Below are 18,822 nucleotides of genomic sequence, written 5' to 3' on the forward strand. Positions count from 1 at the left end.
GCCGGGGGGGGGGCCGGGGGCCTTCCCGGCAACCGCGGGGGGGGGGGGGGCGGGGGTCCCGGCACCGCCCCCACCCGTGTGCGATCCGCCGCGGGCACCCGCTCGCGCCCGTGCTCCGCATCCCGCGAGGGGGCCCGCCACCGGCGCGTCCTCACGCCTCGTGGCGCCCGATGATGCTTCTGTGGTTTCCGAGCAGAATTCCCGCGCCATACGGCACGAAGAATATGTTAAGTTGAGGATAGGAATTCCCGCTCTTTTACGAGCAGCTTCCCGTAATGCTTGTGCCCGGTTTCTCCGAGGCTAAACACACAGGTTTCGACAGGATGTTCAGCGTAATTCGGACACATTTACGCCCGTCATCCACTTGTGACCGAGTCCACAAGGCGCAGCGATTTGCCCGAAAAATCCACCACAAATCGCCCTCATTCGCCTTCCGGCCAGGGACCGCCCGCGCCCGCGCAATAACACATCAACGCGCATCACCCAACCCCTTGCCCGGATGCATGTTTTTAAATTGCTCGGTAAATTCAATCCGTATGACCGCCGCACAAGCAGACCTTGCAGGTGCCAGTAGCGAATTCACCTCGGCCCCAGGTTCCCCGGGCTCCCCGGGAGCTTTCGTGATCGACACCCCACGAGTCGAGGACGGAGCCGCGATCTGGCGCATAGCCCGTGACTCCGAGGTGCTCGACCTCAACTCCTCGTACAGCTACCTGCTGTGGTGCCGCGACTTCGCCGACACGTCCGTCGTCGCACGGGACGCCGCGGGCGAGCCGATGGGCTTCGTGACCGGTTACGTACGGCCGCAGCGGCCCGAGATCCTGGTCGTCTGGCAGGTCGCCGTCGACGGCGCGCACCGCGGCAAGGGCATCGCGGGCACCCTGCTCGACGCCCTCACCGACCGGGTCGTCCGCGACCTGGGCATCACCGGGATCGAGACGACGGTGACCCCCGACAACGTCCCGTCCGACCGCATGTTCACCGCGTACGCCGCACGCCGCGGTGCCGCGCTGGACCGCGAGGTCCTCTTCGACGGCGGACTGTTCCCCGAGGACGGGTCGAGCGCCCACGCGCCCGAGGTCCTCTACCGCATCGGCCCGCTGACCTCGGGCTGATCCCCCGCCGGGCCGCACCACGGCGGGCTGCTGACACCGGCCCGCCGCGGTACGCGCGGCACAGGCACCCGGTACCGAAACCGACCAGGTCCCATCCCTGTCCGATCCGATTCCGACCCGCCTACGAGCCCACCCCACCAGCAGCAAGTCCGACCATGAGCCGCGGGATCTGTGCGATCCACTCGACCGACGCGGCCCCGAGACCCCCCACGCCGCACCTGGCCCATGAAGCCTCCGTTCTCTGCACCGCAGGAGATCGCCGTGACCATCACCCCGCCCGCCCTGAGCGTCTTCGAGACCATCGAGTCCGAGGTGCGCAGCTACTGCCGCGGCTGGCCTGCCGTCTTCGACCGCGCGCAGGGCAGCCGCCTCACCGACGAGGACGGCCACTCGTACCTCGACTTCTTCGCCGGCGCCGGATCACTCAACTACGGCCACAACAACCCCGTGCTGAAACGCGCGCTGATCGACTACATCGAGCGCGACGGCATCACGCACGGCCTGGACATGGCCACCACCGCGAAGCGCGCGTTCCTGGAATCCTTCCAGAACGTGATCCTGCGCCCCCGCGACCTGCCGTACAAGGTCATGTTCCCCGGCCCGACGGGCACCAACGCCGTCGAGTCGGCGCTGAAGCTGGCCCGCAAGGTGAAGGACCGCGAGTCGGTGGTCTCCTTCACCAACGCCTTCCACGGCATGTCGCTCGGCTCCCTCGCCGTCACCGGCAACGCCTTCAAGCGCGCGGGCGCAGGCATCCCGCTGGTCCACGGCACGCCGATGCCGTTCGACCACTACCTCGACGACAGCGTGCCGGACTTCCTCTGGTTCGAGCGGCTGCTCCTGGACCGCGGCTCCGGCCTGAACAAGCCCGCCGCCGTGATCGTGGAGACCGTGCAGGGCGAGGGCGGCATCAACGTGGCGCGGCCCGAGTGGCTGCGCGCGCTCGCCGACCTGTGCGAGCGCCACGACATGCTGCTGATCGTGGACGACATCCAGATGGGGTGCGGCCGCACCGGCCCGTTCTTCTCCTTCGAGGAGGCCGGGATCGTCCCCGACATCGTCACCGTCTCCAAGTCCATCAGCGGCTACGGCCTGCCGATGTCGCTCTGCCTGTTCAAGCCGGAGCTCGACATCTGGGAGCCCGGCGAGCACAACGGCACCTTCCGCGGCAACAACCCCGCCTTCGTCACCGCCGCCGCCGCGCTCAACACGTACTGGGCCGACGGGCAGATGGAGAAGCAGACCCTCGCACGCGGCGAGCAGGTCGAGCAGGCGCTCGCCGAGATCTGCGCGGAGAGCGCGGGCGGCGACGCCGAGTTCCGCGGGCGCGGGCTCGTATGGGGCCTGGAGTTCCGCGACAAGGCGCGGGCGAACGCCGTGTGCAGGCGCGCCTTCGAGCTCGGCCTGCTGCTGGAGACGTCGGGTCCCGAGAGCGAGGTCGTGAAGCTGCTGCCGCCGCTGACCGTCACGCCCGAGGAGCTGGACGAGGGCCTGCGCACGCTGGCGCGCGCCGTGCGGGACACCGCGCGGGTCCCGGCCGCCGCCGTCTGACCGGGCCGACCGCGCGGCCGTACGGTGCAGAACCGTTCGTGCCGTGTGGCCGGGCCGGAGCGAGAACCCCACAGGAGAAGACCGGAGACCTGCACGGTCCGTCCGCCCGGCCACCGCCGGACGGACGGACCGGGTGCGGGAGGCGCCGTGCCGCCCGGGTACCCGGCCGGTGCGGCGCGTCCCGCACCCGGTCCGTCCCCGGGCACCCGCAGGTCCGCAGGTCTGTACAGAGAGAGGCAAGAAAGTACCGTGATCGTCCGATCGTTCAAGGACATCGAGAACACCGACCGCCATGTGAAGGCCACGTCCGGTACGTGGGAGAGCAAGCGCATCGTGCTCGCCAAGGAGAAGGTGGGCTTCTCGCTGCACGAGACCACCATGTACGCGGGTACGGAGACGTCGATGTGGTACGCGAACCACATCGAAGCCGTGCTCTGCGTCGAGGGCGAGGCCCAGGTCACCAACGACGAGACCGGCGAGGTCCACGACGTCACGCCCGGCACGATGTACCTGCTCGACGGGCACGAGCACCACACCGTGCGGCCCAAGTCGGACTTCCGCGTCATCTGCGTGTTCAACCCGCCGGTGACGGGCCGGGAGGACCACGACGAGAACGGCGTCTACCCGCTGCTGACCGAGGACTGACCCCGGGCAGCGCGCCCCGCCCGCGCGGGCGGGGCGCCGTGGACTGTCCCGCGGGGTGCCGCCGGCCGCACGGCGGGCGGCACCCCGCGGGACGGACGGAACAGAAGGACACGACGGGAACAGAGCAGCACCGGTACTCCACCGGAACCCGGAATACCGAGGAAGGAAGACCATGACCACCGCCCCAGCCAAGCCGAAGGACCTCTACCCCACCCGCGGCGCCACCGAGGTCGTCACCCCGCGCCAGGACCCCGTCGTCTGGTCGGCCCCGGACGCTCCGGGACCGATCCAGCCGGCCGGTCTCGGCGCCTTCCAGCGCGACGGGTTCCTCGCGATCGACCAGCTCGTCGGCCCCGCCGAGGTGGAGCGCTTCCGCGCGGAGACCGAGCGGCTGACCACCGACCCGGCGATCCGGGCCGACGAGCGCTCCATCGTCGAGCCGCGCTCGCAGGAGATCAGGTCCGTCTTCGAGATCCACAAGATCAGCGACGTGTTCGCCTCGCTCGTGCGGGACGAGCGGGTCGTCGGCATCGCCCGGCAGATCCTCGGCTCCGACGTGTACGTGCACCAGTCGCGGATCAACCTGAAGCCGGGCTTCGGCGCCTCCGGCTTCTACTGGCACTCGGACTTCGAGACCTGGCACGCGGAGGACGGCCTGCCGAACATGCGGGCCGTCTCGGTGTCGATCGCGCTGACCGAGAACCTCGACACCAACGGCGGGCTGATGATCATGCCTGGCTCGCACATGTCGTTCCTCGGCTGCGCGGGCGAGACGCCGAAGGACAACTACAAGAAGTCGCTCCAGATGCAGGACGCGGGCACCCCGTCGGACGAGGCGCTGACGACCATGGCGGACGCGCACGGCATCAAGCTGTTCACCGGCAAGGCAGGCTCGGCGACCTGGTTCGACTGCAACTGCATGCACGGCTCGGGCGACAACATCACGCCGTACGCCCGCAGCAACGTGTTCATCGTGTTCAACAGCGTGGAGAACAGCGCGGTCGAGCCGTTCGCCGCGCCGGTGCCGCGCCCGGACTTCATCGGCTCGCGGGACTTCACGCCCGTGCGCTGAGCAACCGCGCCGCGGGGCGCGTACGGGAAGGGGGCGGCGGACCACCGGGTCGCCGCCCCCTTCGCCGCGCCCGCGCACCGCGGCGGAGGCGTGCGCGCCGGTGTCAGACGGCGGCGGCGCGGCTCTCCCACGCCTGCTGGAGCGCCTGTGTGAACACCTCGACGGGCTGCGCGCCCGACAGGCCGAAGCGCCGGTCGAGCACGAAGAACGGCACGCCGTTCGCGCCGAGCTCTGCGGCCTCGCGCTCGTCGTCGCGTACCGCGTCCGCGTACGCGTCGGGGTCGCCGAGCACCGACCGCACCTCCGCCTCGTCGAGACCCGCGTCTGCGGCGATCGCGAGGACGGTGTCCGGCGCGTACACGGACCGCTCCTCGGCGAAGTTCGCGCGGTAGGCGAGGTCGAGCAGCTCGCTCTGGACACCGCGCTCCTTGGCCAGGTGCAGCACCCGGTGGAGGTCGAAGGTGTTGCCGTGGTCGCGGCCCTCGGTACGGTAACCGAGGCCCTCCGCGCGGGCGTTGGACGCGACCTGCTCCTCCATGGCCTGCGCCTCCTCGCGCGAGCGCCCGTACTTCGCGGCCAGCAGGTCCACGACGGTCTCCCCCGGCGCGGGGGCGACGGCCGGGTCCAGCTCGAAGGACCGGTGCACGACCTCGACGCCGTCGCGCTCCGCGAAGGCCGCGAGGCCCTTCTCGAAGCGCGCCTTGCCGATGTAGCACCACGGGCAGGCGATGTCGCTCCAGATCTCGACGCGCATGGGTATCCGGGTCCGTTTCTCTCGGTTGCTCAGGTGCTGGGGAATGCTCGGGACGAACGCCCAGGACGGACGACGGCGCCCACCGGACGGTCAACGTCCGGCGGGCGCCGTGGCATTCCCGCGCGGGGCGGGGTCAGGGGCGGGGCTCCGCGTCCAGGTCGATGTCGTGGCGCAGCTCGCCGTCCTGCTGCCGCACCGACAGGTAGTCGGCGCGCGGGCGGTGCGCCGCGCCCGCCGCGATCAGCGTGTAGCGGCCGGGTTCGAGGCCCTCGATCCGGTAGCCGCCGCCCACGGCGCGCACGCCCGCGCGCCGCTTGCCGCGGTCGCTGACGACCGTGATCCACGCGTCGCAGCCGCCGGGGTGCCGGGCGCAGCGCAGCGTCCCGGTGACGGTCACCGCGCCGGCCGCGGGGTACGCCGCGGGCGCGGCGTGCCGGCGGCCGGCGGCGGCGCCCGCCTGCGCGGCGTGTGCCTGTGCCTGTCCTGCGGGCGGTACGGCACCGGCCTGCGGTGCGGCGCGCCCTGCGGGCGGTACGGCCCGGGCGGGGGCGGGGTGGTGTGCGGTCGGCGCGGTGGGGCCGGTGGCGCCGTGCACGCCGGGGGCGCCCGCCGCACCGCTGGTGCCGGAGGAGCCGTACACGCCGGGGGCGCCGGCCGTACCGGTGATGCCGGTGGTGCCGTACGCGCCGCTGGTGCCGACCGTGCCGCTGGTGCTGGTGGCGCCTGTGGCGCCCGTGGCGCCGTGCGCGCCGGTGGTGCCGACCGTGCCGGTGATGCCGCTGGGGCCGGTGGTGCCCGGGGGGCGGGAGTGCGGGGGGCGCTGCGTGGGCACGCCGCCCGGCTGGGCACCGGAGGCGCCGGGCCGCGGCGGCGCTGAGGCGCCCCGTACGGCCTGGCCCTGCGCGGTGGCCGCCCGCAGGGCGGCGCTCTGCGCCGCGGCCCGGGCGGCGGCCTGGGCCGGGGCGGCCTCCGCGGCCGCCGCCGTCTCCGCCAGGTCGGCGGCGGTGGGCTTCGCCCAGGACGGCATCGCCGCGCGGACCGGTGCGGCCGCCTCGCGCGGGTCGCGGCCGAAGCCGGCGGCTGTCACGACCTTCAGGCCGCGGGCCTGCGCGTATCCCGCCAGGGTCTCGTCCAGCGCCTTCAGCTCGCGCAGCGCGGTCCCCAACTGCTCGCCGCGCGGCCCCGACGGGGTGCCGAGCTCCGACTCCAGCTCGCACACCAGGGGGTCGATCCGCACCCAGGCGTCCTCGGGCCCGCCGGTGGCGAAGCGCCGGTCGAGCGCGCCGAGCGACTCGGTGAACGTCCGCATGATCTCCTCGATCCGGCCCGCGAGCTGCGGCGCCAGGTCGATGTCGATGTCGGCGGCCGCGGCGAGCGCGCGTGCGTGCCCGGTGGCGTTGGTGAGCAGCGCGAGACGGTTCGCGCCGTCCGGCCCCCGCACCCCGATCGGCATCTTGATCAGCGGCCGGGCCACGCCCTGGATCTGGAAGAGTGCGGCGTCCACGCCGCGGGCTGCGCCGCGCAGCCGTACCGGGGCCTCCGGGTCCTTCCAGCGCTCCACGACCTGCGTGATCAGCTGCTGGATCGCGGCGGCGTAGCCGCGCTCGGCCTCGCGGATGAGGCGGCCGTTGGAGACGGGGAAGATCAGCGCCGCGCAGACGGTGGCGACGGCGATGCCGATCGCGTTGTCCAGGAGCCGCTCGGCCAGCAGGTGGTCCATGCCGCTGTAGGGCGTGGTCAGCCCGTACAGCTGGACCAGCGCGGTGACGAGCCCGACCGCCCAGAGCGCGTACGCACGCTGCATGCCCCAGGCGCCGAAGGCGAGGCTGCCGACGATGACCGCGAGCGTCGCGTAGACGTGGCCGGGGCCGATGAGGTGCAGGAGGACGATGCCGATGACGGCGCCCACGGCGGTGCCCACCATGCGGTGGCCGAACTTGCGCACCCGGTCGTGGGTGGTGTTCGTACCGAACAGTGTGATCATCACGCCGACCAGGCCCCAGTAGAAGCGGCTGGGGTCGATGGCGTCGGAGATCGGCATGACGATCGCGACGGCGACGCCCGCGTGCAGCGGCAGCCGCAGGTACGGGAGGAGGCGGCGCCAGCCCTTCACGTCCTGGGCGTCGGCGAGGCGGCGGGCGACGGCGCCGGTGCCGGCGGGGCGGTTCTGCTCCAGCGCGATCGTCGGCTGGAAGGGGACCTTGGCGCGGGTCGTCGGGGTGTCGAGGCCGAGGCCGAGCCAGTGGGCGAGGGACTCGGCGAGCGAGTCGAGGAGCCGGCCGACGCGCTCGGCGAGCACGGCGGCCTCGGCCTCGTCGGTGGTCAGCGCGGGGCCCTCGGCGGCCACGGCAGCGGCCTGCTGCCTGATGAGCTGGGCGGCAGGGCGCAGCGCGCCGGCCCGGCCGAGCGGGGTGCCGCGGGCGATGACGAGCCCGACGACGACGGTCTCGCGCAGGGACGGCGTCATCTTGAGGCGGGTGAGCTGCTGGACGGCCTGGCCGATGCCCTGGAGGGCGAGTTCCGCGTCGAAGAGGTGGCGGTGCAGGAGTTCGGCGGTGCCCGGGTCGGCGGCGACCTCGGGCTGGGCGAGGCGGCCGTCGATGATGACGGTTGTCATGTTGAGGCGGCGCAGGCTGCGGCGCATGCGCTTGACGGCGGTGTCGTGGTCGGCGTCGGGGTCGAGCGCGGCGACCGCGGCGTCCGCGACGCGGCGGGCCTCCACGACGAAGGCGCGCTGGGTGCGCAGCAGGTCCTCGCGGGGCATCGGGTAGCAGAAGACGAGCCGGGCGACGAGGACGCCGGCGCAGGAGACCAGGGCGACGAGGAAGGCCTTGAAGCAGAGGTTCACCGGGATGCCGGCCATCATGCCGACCATGAACGAGTTGAACATCATCATGCCGGTGAGCAGGTACAGCGTGCCGAACCTGGCGAGGAAGAAGGTGAGCGCGAGCCCGAAGCCCATCAGGCTGAGTTCGAGGGGGCGGTTGTCGCTCAGGGTCGCCGAGAGCGGGAGGACGGCGGAGAAGGGGAACGGCATCCACAGGATGGCGCGGGCCAGGCGCGGCGCGGTGTTCTCCGCGACCGCGAAGGCGCTCATCAGGCCCATCATGCCGCCGACAGTCATGCCGAGCATCGCGGGCAGCCCGACGGCGACGGACATGCCGTAGCCGACGGCGAGCGCCGCGATCATGGATATGACGGACCGCCAGCCGGCCTGGAGCTGGCCGAGGCCGGGGTCGGCCGCGAGGACCCAGTCCCACCAGTGGCGGGGCCCGCCGACGCGGCGGGGCGCTATGGGCAGGGGGTGGTGGGTGGCGTGGTGCCGGGTGGGGGACGTGTCGGGGTCCGCCGTGGTGGCGGTCGTCGTGCGGACGGGGGCGGTCAACTGACCTCCGCTTCGATCGGGGTGTGCAGGGCGTCGAGAAGGGTGGAGACGGCGGCGCGCGCGGCGAGGACGGCGCGCTCCGAGTCGTCGGGGCCGCGGCCCTGGGCGGCGAGCCCGGAGTGGATGGCGGCGGCCATGCGGCGGCGCGCCTCGTCGAGGTAGCGGCTGCCCTCGGGGGTGATGGCCGCGTCGACGGCGCGGCGGTCGGTGGCGCACCGGGTGCGCTCGGCGAGCCCGCGCTCGGTCAGCTCCTGGAGTACGACGGTGACCCGGGGCTGGGTCAGACCCGTGTCGGCGGCGAGCTCGGTGACGCGTCGGCCACGCGCCTCCAGGGCGTCGAGCACGGAGACATGGCTCCGGGAGAGGCCGAAGTCCCCCGCCAGGTAGAGGTCGCGGGAGAGCCGGCCGATGGACCTGAGCAGGCCACGGGCAGCGGCGACGACGCGCTGCTCGTCGGGCACCGGCGATGAATGCATACAGCAATTATATAAGACCTCGCCCGGCCTCCAATACCGCCCCGCACCCCCACGGTCAACCCCCGCGCCTCCCCCAGCCCACCCTCACCCCCTGTCCCGCCCGGCCTGCCCCGCTCCGTCGCACCCGTCCGCGCGTGCGACGGCGTGAGCGGAATCACGGCGGGGTGCACGGCGGACCGCCTCGGCGGCCGAAGGCGGGGGCGCGACCGGGGCGCTTCGCGAGCAACGACGCCGCCCTCGACCTCTCCCTCGCCCGCCACTGCGTCACCCGATGACGCTTGGGGCGCCTTCGCCCGGTGCCACATGCCGACGGGCCGCGGACCCGTTGGGGTCCGCGGCCCGGCGGGGGGGGTGCTGCGGGTTACTTCTCCTGGGCGCCGTCGACGCGGCGCGGGAGGCCGAGGGGGTTGCCGTCGCGGAGTTCGGGCGGGAGCAGGGCGGGCGGCGTCGACTGGTAGGTGACCGGGCGCAGCCAGCGCTCGATGGCGGTGGCGCCCACCGAGGTGGAGGTGGAGGTGGTGGCCGGGTACGGGCCGCCGTGCTGCTGCGCGTCGGCGACGGCGACACCGGTCGGCCAGCCGTTGACGAGGACCCGGCCGGCGAGCGGGGTCAGCGCCTCGACGAGGCTGCCCGCGCCCGGCACGCTGCCGTCGCCCTCGCCGTCGGAGAGGTGCAGCGTCGCCGTGAGGTTGCCCGGCAGCCGGGAGAGGACCGCGGAGATCTCGTCCGCCGACGTGTAGCGCGCGACGACGGTGACCGGGCCGAAGCACTCCTCCAGCAGCAGGTCGTGGTCGCCGGGACCGGTGAGGCGGGCGGCGGGGACGGTGAGGAAGCCCGCGCTGACGGTGTGCTCGCTGCCGGCGCCCGGCGTGACCGGCGCGGTCACGTCGTCGAGCGCGGCGCGCTTCTCGATGCCCGCGATGAACGCGTCACGCATGCGGTGGTCGAGCATGACACCGTGCTCGGTCTCGCTGACGGCCGCGGTCAGCGCCGTGAGCAGCCGGTCGCCCGCCTCGCCCGCGGGGGCGAGGACGAAGCCCGGCTTGGTGCAGAACTGGCCGACGCCCGAGGACATCGAGGCCGCGAGCCCGGCGCCGATCTCGTCGGCGCGCTCGGCGGCGGCCGCCTCGGTGACGACGACGGGGTTGAGGGAGCCGAGCTCGCCGTGGAAGGGGATCGGCTCCGGCCTGGCCGCCGCCGCGTCGAACAGCGCGCGGCCGCCGCGTACGGAACCCGTGAAGCCGGCCGCCGCGACCAGCGGGTGCTTGACGAGGGCGACGCCCGCGTCGAAGCCGTGCACGAGGATGAGCACGTCCTCCGGCAGGCCGACCTGGGCGGCGGCGCGGCGGATCACCGACGCGCACAGCTCGGAGGTGGCCGGGTGGTCGGGGTGGCCCTTGACGACGACGGGGCAGCCGGCGGCGAGCGCGCTCGCGGTGTCGCCGCCCGGCACGGAGAACGCCAGCGGGAAGTTGCTCGCCGCGTAGACGGCGACGACACCGAGCGGCAGCTTGTAGCGGCGCAGGTCGGGCCACGGCGGGGTGCGCTGCGGGTCGGCGTGGTCGATGCGCACGTCGAGGAACCAGCCGTCGTCGACGACCTCCGCGAACGCCCTGAACTGCGCGGAGGTGCGGGCGAGTTCGCCGGTGAGCCGGGCCGGGCCCAGCGCGGTCTCCGCGTCGGCCGCCTCGATGACGTGTTCGCCCGCCTCGTCCAGCAGGTCGGCGGCGGTGCGCAGCAGCGCGGCCCGCTTCGTGCGGTCGGCGAGCGCGCCGCGGGCGGCGTGCGCCCTGCGTACCGCGTGGTCGACCTCTTCCGGTGTCGCCTCGTCGGCTACGTGCTCGCGCTCCTTCCCCGTGCGAGGGTCGACACTCCAGACTGGTGTTGCTGCCACCGCGGCTTCCTTCCCAAGGGCCTGGGCCTGCGGGCCGTTCCGGAACTGCCATCGTCAGTGTTCGCTATTCTGAACATGATTCCCGACAGTGAATCTTCAGGGACTCTATTTCCGGCGTTCTGTGGGGTCAAGGCCGTCAAGAGCGGTCAGGGAGAAGGGGCGAGGCGAGGCGTTATGGCGGCTGCGGAGACAGGCGGGGCGGTCGGGGCCGGCGGGACGGGCGGGGCCCAGGTCAAGTCGGCCGTACGGACGGTTGAGCTGCTGGAGTACTTCGCGGGGCGCCCCGGCATGCACTCGCTCGCCACCGTGCAGGAGGCGGTCGGCTACCCGAAGTCCAGCCTCTACATGCTGCTGCGCACGCTGGTCGAGCTCGGCTGGGTGGAGACGGACGCCACGGGGACACGCTACGGCATCGGGGTCCGCGCCCTGCTGGTGGGCACGTCGTACATCGACGGCGACGAGGTCGTCGCCGCGGCCCGCCCCGCGCTCGACCGGCTGTCGGACGACACGGCCGAGACGATCCACCTGGCGCGGCTCGACGGCACCAACGTCGTCTATCTCGCGACTCGTCAGTCGCAGCACTATCTGCGGCCGTTCACCCGGGTCGGCCGCCGCCTCCCCGCGCACTCGACCTCGCTCGGCAAGGCGCTGCTTTCGACGTACAGCGACGAGCAGGTCCGCTCGATGCTGCCGGCCGAGCTGCCCGCGCTGACGGAGAACACCATCACGGACCGCGAGAAGCTGATCGAGGAGCTGCACGCGGTACGGGAGCAGGGCTACGCGGTCGACCGCGAGGAGAACACCCTCGGCCTGCGCTGCTTCGGCATCGCGATCCCGTACCGCACGCCCGCGCGGGACGCGGTCAGCTGCTCGGTGCCGGTGGCGCGGCTGACGCCCGCGCACGAGCAGACCGTGCGGGACGCCCTGTTCGACGCCCGCGACCGCCTCACGATGGCAACCCGCCACCTCTGACCCCCACGCCCCGGCGCAGCTCCGTCCTCGCCCGCCCGACGCCCCCGCGGCCCCGGGCGCCGCCGCGACACCCGCTCCCGCACCCGCGACGCGGGACCGCCCGGCGCCCCGCCCGGCACCACCGCCCGCCCCCGGAAGTCGGCGGCCCCCGGCGCAACCCGCCCGGGACGGCCGCCCTTCGCCCCCCAGAGGCCGGGCGCCGGGCCTCAACCCCACTGGCCCCAGCCCCACCGCCCCCGGCCCTCGTCCCGGGACCGCACAACACCCGCCCCGCGAACCCGGCGCCCCCGCGCCCCCGCCCCGGTAGCCGCCCAGGCCGACGCCCGCCCGGCCGCACCCCGGCGCCGCACGAGCCCGACGCGCCCGGCCCGTCCGGCCCCGGTTCGGGGCCCGCACACGACGCCCGCCCCCAAGCCGGGCCCCGCGGCGCGCCCCGCGCGCCCCGCGCGCCGTGTTCACAACTTGGCGGCCCCCACTCCGTCCGTCCCGAAAGACGTTCATCTTCTTGACGCGGACCGGCCAACGCCACATTATCGGCTCACCCTTTGAGAGCGCTCTCCTGACGAGAGGCGAACCCCCATGCCCCATCCCCCAAGAACCCTCAGCCGCGCCCCGTCGTCCCGCGCGCGACTCGCCCTCCTCCTCGGCTTCGTCGTGCTCGCGGCGAGCACACTGCTCGGCGCGGGTGCCACCGACTCCCGCGCCGACGGGCCCGTGCTCCTGTCGCAGGGGAGGACCGCCACGGCCTCGTCGGCCGAGAACAGCGTCTTCCCCGCGTCCGCCGCGGTCGACGGCGACTCCGGCACCCGCTGGTCGAGCGCGCAGGGCGCCGACCCGCAGTGGATCGAGGTCGACCTGGGCTCGGCACAGGCACTCTCCCAGGTGACGCTCACCTGGGAGGCCGCGTACGCGAAGGCGTTCCAGATCCAGACCTCCACCGACAACTCCCACTGGACGACCGTCTACTCGACGGCGAACGGCACCGGCGGCACGCAGACCGTCCCGGTCTCGGGCTCCGGGCGCTACGTGCGGATGTACGGCACGCAGCGCGCCACGGATTTCGGCTACTCCCTGTGGGAGTTCCAGGTCTACGGCCCGTCCCGGGACACCGGCGGCGCCGAGCCGTGCGGCACCGCGACGGCCGCGCTCGGCAAGCCGGCCAAGGCGTCCTCCGTGCAGGACCAGAGCTTCACGCCGGGCGCGGCCTTCGACGGCAACGCGGGCACCCGCTGGTCGAGCGAGGCGAGCGACCCGCAGTGGATCCAGGTCGACCTGGGCGCCGCCACGACCGTCTGCGGCGCGCAGCTGACCTGGGAGGCCGCGTACGCGACCGCGTACCAGATCCAGGTGTCGGACAACGGCACCGACTGGACGAGCGTCTACTCGACCACGTCGGGCAAGGGCGGCACTGAGAACATCTCCTTCTCCCCCACCAGCACCCGCTACCTGCGGATGTACGGCACGCAGCGCGCCACCCCGTACGGCTACTCGCTGTGGGAGTTCACCGTGCTGACACCGGGCGGCACAGCGCCGCCCTCTGGCGGCAACGGGGACTGCCCGTGGGTGGGCTCGACCGCGCCGGTCGCCACCCGGGTCGGCCAGGTGCTCGCCGAGATGACGCAGGCCCAGAAGATCTCGCTGCTGCACGGCAACGGCAACGCGTCGCCGTACATCGGCAACCTCTCCGGCATCCCGTCGCTGTGCATCCCCGACGTCGGCTTCCAGGACGGGCCGAGCGGCGTGGGCGACGGCATGGGCGGCGTGACGCAGCTGCCGTCCGCCGTCTCGTCGGCGGCCACCTGGAACCCGTCGCTCGTGCAGCAGTACGGGGCGGTCGCAGGCGCCGAGTTCGCGGGCAAGGGCGCGGGCGTCGCGCTCGGCCCGACGCTGAACATCGTGCGCGACCCGCGCTGGGGCCGCGCGTTCGAGACGTACAGCGAGGACCCGTACCTGACGGCCTCGATGGCCACCGCCAACGTGCAGGGCCTGCAGAGCCAGGGCGTGATGGCGGAGCCGAAGCACGTCGCCGTCTACAACCAGGAGACCAACCGCAACGGCCCGGCCGACAACGCGATCGTCGACACCAGGACCCTCCAGGAGATCTACCTGCCCGGGTTCCAGTCGGTCGTCGGCAAGGGCGCCGCGGCGTCGGTGATGTGCGGGTACGCGACGGTCAACGGCGACTACGACTGCGACAGCGGCTATCTGCTGAACACGGCGCTCTACCAGCAGGCCGGGTTCGACGGCTTCGTCACCAGCGACTGGGGCGGCGCCCACTCGACCGTGAAGGCCGCGAACAACGGCATGACGATCGAGATGCCCGGCGGCTACTTCTACGCCGACTTCCTCGCGCAGGCCCTGGCCAACGGCCAGGTCAGCCAGGACACGCTGAACACGATGGTGGGCCGGGTGCTGACGCAGATGTTCGCGTTCGGCCTCTTCGACAAGAAGAACACCGGGTCCCCGAGCGCGACGGTCACCTCCGCGGCGCACCAGGACACCGCGCGGCAGGTCGCCGAGCAGGGCACGGTCCTGCTGAAGAACGGCGGCAACGTCCTGCCGCTGACCTCGTCCACCAAGTCCATCGCGATCCTGGGCACGGACGGCGGCGCGGGCGTGCAGAGCGTGGGCGGCGGCAGCGCCACCGCCACCAGCTCCGGCACGGTCTCCCCGCTCGACGGCATCAAGGCCCGCGCGGGCTCCGGCGTCAACGTGCAGTACAACGACGCCACGGACACCGGCGCCGCGGTCGCGCTCGCCAGGTCGTCGGACGTGGCGATCGTGTTCGCCAGCTATGGCGAGCAGGAGGGCACCGACCTGACCAGCATCGACCTGCCGGGCCAGCAGAACACGCTGATCTCGCAGGTGGCCGCCGCGAACCCGAACACCATCGTGGTGCTCAACACCGGTTCTGCGGTGACCATGCCGTGGCTCGGCCAGGTCAAGGGCGTGGTGGAGAACTGGTACGCGGGCCAGGAGGTCGGCACGGCGCTCGCGCGGCTGCTGTACGGGGACGACGACTTCTCCGGCAAGCTGCCGGTGACGTTCCCCAAAAGCCTCGCGGACGTGCCGGCGCACACCACCGCCCAGTGGCCGGGCAACGGGACGAACGTGCAGTACTCGGAGGGCCTCGACGTCGGCTACCGCTGGTACGACGACAAGAGCATCGAGCCCCTCTTCCCGTTCGGCTACGGCCTCTCGTACACGTCGTTCGGCTTCTCCGGGCTCCAGATCGGCGGGGCGGACGGCGCGGGCAACCGCACGGTCACCGCGACCGTGACGAACACCGGGTCGCGCGCGGGCGCCGAGGTGGCGCAGCTCTACCTCGGCTCCCCCGCCGCGGGCGAGCCGGCGAAGCAGCTGAAGGGCTTCCAGCGGGTGGACCTCCAGCCGGGGGCGAGCGCGCAGGTGTCGTTCACACTGACCCCGCACGACCTGGCGTACTGGTCGACGTCGGCGAACGCCTGGCAGACGCCGTCGGGCGCCTTCCGGGTCCAGGTGGGCGACTCGTCGCGGAACCTGCCGCTGACGGGCACGCTCAACGTCTCGGCGGCCGGCGCGACGGCCGCCGCGAAGGCGGCGCCGCAGGCGGTGGGCGGCACCAGCGGCTCGCTGAAGATCGCCGATCCGCAGGGGATGAGCAGCCCGGCGGGCGCGAAGGTGTCGCTGCCGGTGAAGGCGTCGGCCGCGGACGCCGCGTACACGGCGTCCGGCCTGCCGAAGGGCCTGTCCCTGACGCGGGACGGCGTGGTGACCGGGCGTGCCACGCAGAAGGGCACGGCCACGGTGACGGTCACGGCGACCACCCCCGCGGGGGCGCGGGCCGCGACGACGTTCGTCTGGACGGTCACCTGAGACGGCCGCGCGCGGTGGCGCCCGCCCGCCCACCCCGCGCGGCTCCTTGAAGGGCAGGGCCCCGCAGGAGCACTCCTGCGGGGCCCTGCCCTTCACGCGGTCGGAGCCGTACGGCTCAGGTCCGCAGGTACGAGGCGCCGTTGAGGTCGAGCACGGTGCCCGACGCCCATTCGGCGCCGTCCGAGGCGAGCCAGAGGACGGCGGCCGCGACCTCCTCGACCGTGGCGACCCGGCCGAACGGGCTCTGGGCGCGGATCGCCTCGCCCTCGGCGCCGGTCAGCCGGTGCGCGACCCGGTCGGTGGCGATGAAGCCGGGCGCGACGGAGGCGACGGCGATGCCGTGCGGCCCGAGCGCCACCGCGAGCGACTGGCCGAGCGCGTGCAGGCCCGCCTTGGACGCGCCGTACGCGGGGTAGTCGGGCTCGCCCCTGAAGGCGCCGCGCGAGCCGACGTTGACGACCCTGCCGCGCACGCCGCGCTCCACCATCCGCCCCGCGACCCGGTGGGCGAGCAGCGCGGGCGCGGTGAGGTTGACCGCGACATGGCGCTGCCAGTGCGCGGCGAACTCCTCGTACGGCGTGCTCAGCGGCGGATGCGCGTCGTTCACCGCGGCGTTGTTGACCAGCACGTCCACCCCGCCGATGCCCTCGTCGGCCAGGTCGGCGACGCGGGCGGCGCCCGCCGGGTCCGCGAGGTCGCCGCCGACCAGGGCGTGCCCGCCGCCCGCGAGGAGTCCGAGCGTCTCGCGGGCGCCCTCCTCGCGGCTGCCGTAGTGCACGGCGACCCGGTCGCCCTGCGCGGCGAACGCCACGGCGACGGCCCGGCCGAGGCCGCCCGAGGCGCCGGTGACGAGGACGCCGCGGCCCGCCGCGGTCACAGCGCCTGCGCCGCTGGCTTGACCATGCCGCGCACCGTACGGGACTTCACGAAGTCACCCATCGCCGTCATCTCCCACTCTCCCGAGAACTGCCTGATCAACTTGGCCATCATGACGCCTGTCTGCGGCTCGGCGCCGGTCAGGTCGAAGCGGACGAGCTCCTCGTCGGTGGTGGCGTCGACGAGGCGGCAGTACGCCTTGGCGACCTCGGTGAACTTCTGCCCGGAGAAGGAGTTGACGGTGAAGACGAGCCCGGTGGCCTCGGCGGGCACCCTGCCGAGGTCGACGACGATGACCTCGTCGTCGCCCGCGCCCTCGCCCGTGAGGTTGTCGCCGGAGTGCTTGACCGCGCCGCCGAGGATGCTGAGCCGGCCGAAGTAGCAGCTGTCGAGGTGCTTGCGGTCGGGTCCGAACGCGACGACGGAGGCGTCCAGGTCGATGTCCTTGCCCCGGAACGCGGGCTCCCAGCCGAGGCCCATCTTCACCTGGGAGAGCAGCGGGCGGCCGCCCTTGACGAGCGAGACCGTCTGGTTCTTGCGGAGGTCGACGCGGCCCTTGTCCAGGTTGATCCGCCCGCCGGAGGCGGGCGCTGGCCCGGGGGCGGAGGCCGGCGCGGGCGCGGCGGGCGGGGGCGTGGGCGCGCCGCCCGCCGCCGCCCCCGGGTCGTACGAGGGGGTCGGCGGCGCGGGCGGGGCGGCGGGCGGCGCGGCCGGCGCGGCCGCGGGCCAGGCGCCGGGCGTGGGCGCGGCGGGCGGGCCTGCGGGGGCCTGCGGAGCGGCCGGGGCCTGCGGTGCGGACGGTGCGGGCGGTGCGGGCGGGCCCGCAGGGGCCTGCGGTGCGGCGGGGGCCGCGTCGTCCTCGTCCACCGAGACGCCGAAGTCGGTGGCGATCCCGGCCAGCCCGTTCGCGTACCCCTGGCCCACGGCGCGCACCTTCCACGCGTCGCCCCGCCGGTAGAGCTCCACGACGAGCAGCGCGGTCTCGGCGCCGAGGCGCGGCGGGGTGAACGTGCCGACGGCGGTTCCGTCGTCGGTGCCCCGGACCGTCGCGGTGGGCTCCGTGCCCTGGAAGGTCGCGCCCGCCGCGTCCGGGCTCGCCGTGACGACGATCTTCTCGATGTCCGCGGGCACGGCCGCCGTGTCGACGGCGATGGCGTCGGGCGCGGAGCCGCCGCCCGAGCGGTGGGTGACACCGGGGCCCGCGGGCTGGTTGTAGAAGATGAAGTCGTCGTCGGAGCGGACCTTGCCCGCGGCCGTGAGCAGCAGGGCCGACACGTCGAGCCGGACGGGCGCCGCGACGTCCACCGTCACGCGGGTGGTCGGGAGCGGGAGGTTCGAGCCCGGGGTCATCTCAGTCATGCCAGGCGTAACGAGCGGCCCGGCTTTGCCGTTCCCTTACTTTCAGCGCGGCCACAGGGGCGGGTGGGACACCCAGGGGCCGCCGAGCCCGGCGTGGTCGGGCTCGTCGGGGCGCAGCTCACCCTGCTCGGCGACGAGCTTCGCCGCGTACGGCTCCGAGTCGTCCTGCGGCTCGTAGCCGAGGGCCCGCGCGCTCGACAGGTCCCACCACAGGCGGGTGTTGGCCGAGGAGCCGTAGACGACGGTGTGCCCGACGCCCTCGGCGGTGAGGGCCGCGTGGAAGAGGCGGGCGCCGTCGGCGGGGCTCATCCACAGGGAGAGCATCCGCACGGTGGTCGGCTCGGGGAAGCAGGAGCCGATGCGGACGGAGACGGTCTCGATGCCGTGCTTGTCCCAGTAGAGCTGCGCCAGGTCCTCGCCGAAGCACTTGGAGAGACCGTAGAAGGTGTCGGGGCGGCGCGGGGTGTCGACGGGCACCAGCGGCCCGCCCTCGGCGGGGCGCGGGGTGTAGCCGACGGCGTGGTTGCTCGACGCGTAGACGATCCGCCCGACGCCCTCGGCGCGCGCCGCCTCGTAGAGGTTGTACGTGCCCTCGATGTTGGCGCCGAGGATCTTCTCGAAGGTGGATTCGAGGGAGATCCCGGCGAGGTGGAGCACCGCGTCCACGCCGTGCACGGCCTCGCGCAGCGCGCCGGTGTCGGCGAGGTCGGCGGTGATCGCCTCCGGCTCGCCCTCGACGGGGACGGCGTCGAAGAGGCGCAGTGCGTAGCCGTGGGCGGGCAGCAGCCCGCGCATCAGGGTGCCGAGGCCGCCGGCCGCGCCGGTGAGCAGGACGGTACGAGGTGCGGGCATGGCGGTCACTCAGCTC

General features: G+C 73.6%; 13 protein-coding genes. 6 read left to right on the plus strand and 7 right to left on the minus strand.

Translation table 11 applies throughout. The annotated features are described in order from the left end of the window. The first annotated feature begins 536 nt into the window (after positions 1–536). From ectA to thpD, 4 genes are all read left to right on the plus strand, one after another. Positions 537–1,115 carry a diaminobutyrate acetyltransferase gene (ectA, locus tag AB0910_RS29160; RefSeq protein WP_366747654.1) on the plus strand — a complete coding sequence of 193 codons (579 nt, stop codon included), beginning with the start codon at positions 537–539 and terminating at the stop codon, positions 1,113–1,115. 261 nt (positions 1,116–1,376) lie between these two features. Further along, positions 1,377–2,666 carry a diaminobutyrate--2-oxoglutarate transaminase gene (gene ectB, locus AB0910_RS29165; protein WP_366747655.1) on the plus strand — a complete coding sequence of 430 codons (1,290 nt, stop codon included), beginning with the start codon at positions 1,377–1,379 and terminating at the stop codon, positions 2,664–2,666. Between the two features lie 249 nt (positions 2,667–2,915). Then, positions 2,916–3,311, plus strand: a complete 396-nt coding sequence (locus AB0910_RS29170) for an ectoine synthase (RefSeq protein WP_366747656.1) — start codon at positions 2,916–2,918, stop codon at positions 3,309–3,311. 172 nt (positions 3,312–3,483) lie between these two features. Then, the gene (gene thpD, locus AB0910_RS29175; protein ID WP_366747657.1) at positions 3,484–4,383 is read left to right on the plus strand and encodes an ectoine hydroxylase; all 900 of its coding nucleotides are present in this window, start codon (positions 3,484–3,486) and stop codon (positions 4,381–4,383) included. A gap of 103 nt (positions 4,384–4,486) precedes the next feature. Here thpD and AB0910_RS29180 read toward each other — a convergent pair whose 3' ends face one another. The 4 genes from AB0910_RS29180 to AB0910_RS29195 form a co-directional block, all read right to left on the minus strand. After that, positions 4,487–5,137, minus strand: a complete 651-nt coding sequence (locus AB0910_RS29180; RefSeq protein WP_366747658.1) for a DsbA family oxidoreductase — start codon at positions 5,135–5,137, stop codon at positions 4,487–4,489. Positions 5,138–5,270: 133 nt separating this feature from the next. Continuing rightward, positions 5,271–8,522 (minus strand): FUSC family protein, encoded by a 3,252-nt coding sequence (locus AB0910_RS29185; protein WP_366747659.1) that lies wholly within the window; start codon positions 8,520–8,522, stop codon positions 5,271–5,273. Beyond that, positions 8,519–8,998, minus strand: a complete 480-nt coding sequence (locus AB0910_RS29190; protein WP_366747660.1) for a MarR family winged helix-turn-helix transcriptional regulator — start codon at positions 8,996–8,998, stop codon at positions 8,519–8,521. Before AB0910_RS29190 ends, AB0910_RS29185 begins: the two co-directional genes overlap by 4 nt. A 361-nt stretch (positions 8,999–9,359) precedes the next feature. Then, a complete protein-coding gene (locus AB0910_RS29195; RefSeq protein WP_366747662.1) occupies positions 9,360–10,892 on the minus strand; it encodes an aldehyde dehydrogenase (NADP(+)) in 1,533 nt (510 codons plus the stop codon). A gap of 174 nt (positions 10,893–11,066) precedes the next feature. Here AB0910_RS29195 and AB0910_RS29200 point away from each other — a divergent pair, with 174 nt between their 5' ends. Further along, positions 11,067–11,864 carry an IclR family transcriptional regulator gene (locus tag AB0910_RS29200; RefSeq protein WP_345649159.1) on the plus strand — a complete coding sequence of 266 codons (798 nt, stop codon included), beginning with the start codon at positions 11,067–11,069 and terminating at the stop codon, positions 11,862–11,864. 579 nt (positions 11,865–12,443) lie between these two features. Then, positions 12,444–15,719, plus strand: a complete 3,276-nt coding sequence (locus AB0910_RS29205; RefSeq protein WP_366747663.1) for a glycoside hydrolase family 3 C-terminal domain-containing protein — start codon at positions 12,444–12,446, stop codon at positions 15,717–15,719. 115 nt (positions 15,720–15,834) lie between these two features. Here AB0910_RS29205 and AB0910_RS29210 read toward each other — a convergent pair whose 3' ends face one another. Genes AB0910_RS29210 through AB0910_RS29220 form a run of 3 tightly spaced genes read right to left on the minus strand, consistent with a single transcriptional unit; the run spans position 15,835 to position 18,806 of the window. Further along, entirely contained in the window at positions 15,835–16,596 is a 762-nt protein-coding gene (locus AB0910_RS29210) for an SDR family oxidoreductase (protein ID WP_366747664.1), read from the minus strand. Beyond that, entirely contained in the window at positions 16,593–17,945 is a 1,353-nt protein-coding gene (locus tag AB0910_RS29215; RefSeq protein ID WP_366747696.1) for a TerD family protein, read from the minus strand. Before AB0910_RS29215 ends, AB0910_RS29210 begins: the two co-directional genes overlap by 4 nt. A gap of 51 nt (positions 17,946–17,996) precedes the next feature. Beyond that, positions 17,997–18,806: an NAD(P)-dependent oxidoreductase gene (locus AB0910_RS29220; protein ID WP_366747665.1), complete on the minus strand. Its 810-nt coding sequence runs from the start codon at positions 18,804–18,806 to the stop codon at positions 17,997–17,999. Positions 18,807–18,822 lie beyond the last annotated feature (16 nt).

The sequence above is a fragment of the Streptomyces sp. NPDC047002 genome (assembly GCF_040704505.1).
GTDB lineage: Bacteria > Actinomycetota > Actinomycetes > Streptomycetales > Streptomycetaceae > Streptomyces.

What these genes read in the sequence shown, in the direction of transcription:
- ectA (WP_366747654.1), top strand. Translation starts at nt 537, where the DNA reads ATGACCGCCGCACAAGCAGACCTTGCAGGTGCCAGTAGCGAATTCACC.
- thpD (WP_366747657.1), top strand. Translation starts at nt 3,484, where the DNA reads ATGACCACCGCCCCAGCCAAGCCGAAGGACCTCTACCCCACCCGCGGC.
- AB0910_RS29180 (WP_366747658.1), bottom strand. Translation starts at nt 5,137, where the DNA reads ATGCGCGTCGAGATCTGGAGCGACATCGCCTGCCCGTGGTGCTACATC.
- AB0910_RS29190 (WP_366747660.1), bottom strand. Translation starts at nt 8,998, where the DNA reads ATGCATTCATCGCCGGTGCCCGACGAGCAGCGCGTCGTCGCCGCTGCC.
- AB0910_RS29200 (WP_345649159.1), top strand. Translation starts at nt 11,067, where the DNA reads ATGGCGGCTGCGGAGACAGGCGGGGCGGTCGGGGCCGGCGGGACGGGC.
- AB0910_RS29205 (WP_366747663.1), top strand. Translation starts at nt 12,444, where the DNA reads ATGCCCCATCCCCCAAGAACCCTCAGCCGCGCCCCGTCGTCCCGCGCG.
- AB0910_RS29215 (WP_366747696.1), bottom strand. Translation starts at nt 17,945, where the DNA reads ATGACCCCGGGCTCGAACCTCCCGCTCCCGACCACCCGCGTGACGGTG.
- AB0910_RS29220 (WP_366747665.1), bottom strand. Translation starts at nt 18,806, where the DNA reads ATGCCCGCACCTCGTACCGTCCTGCTCACCGGCGCGGCCGGCGGCCTC.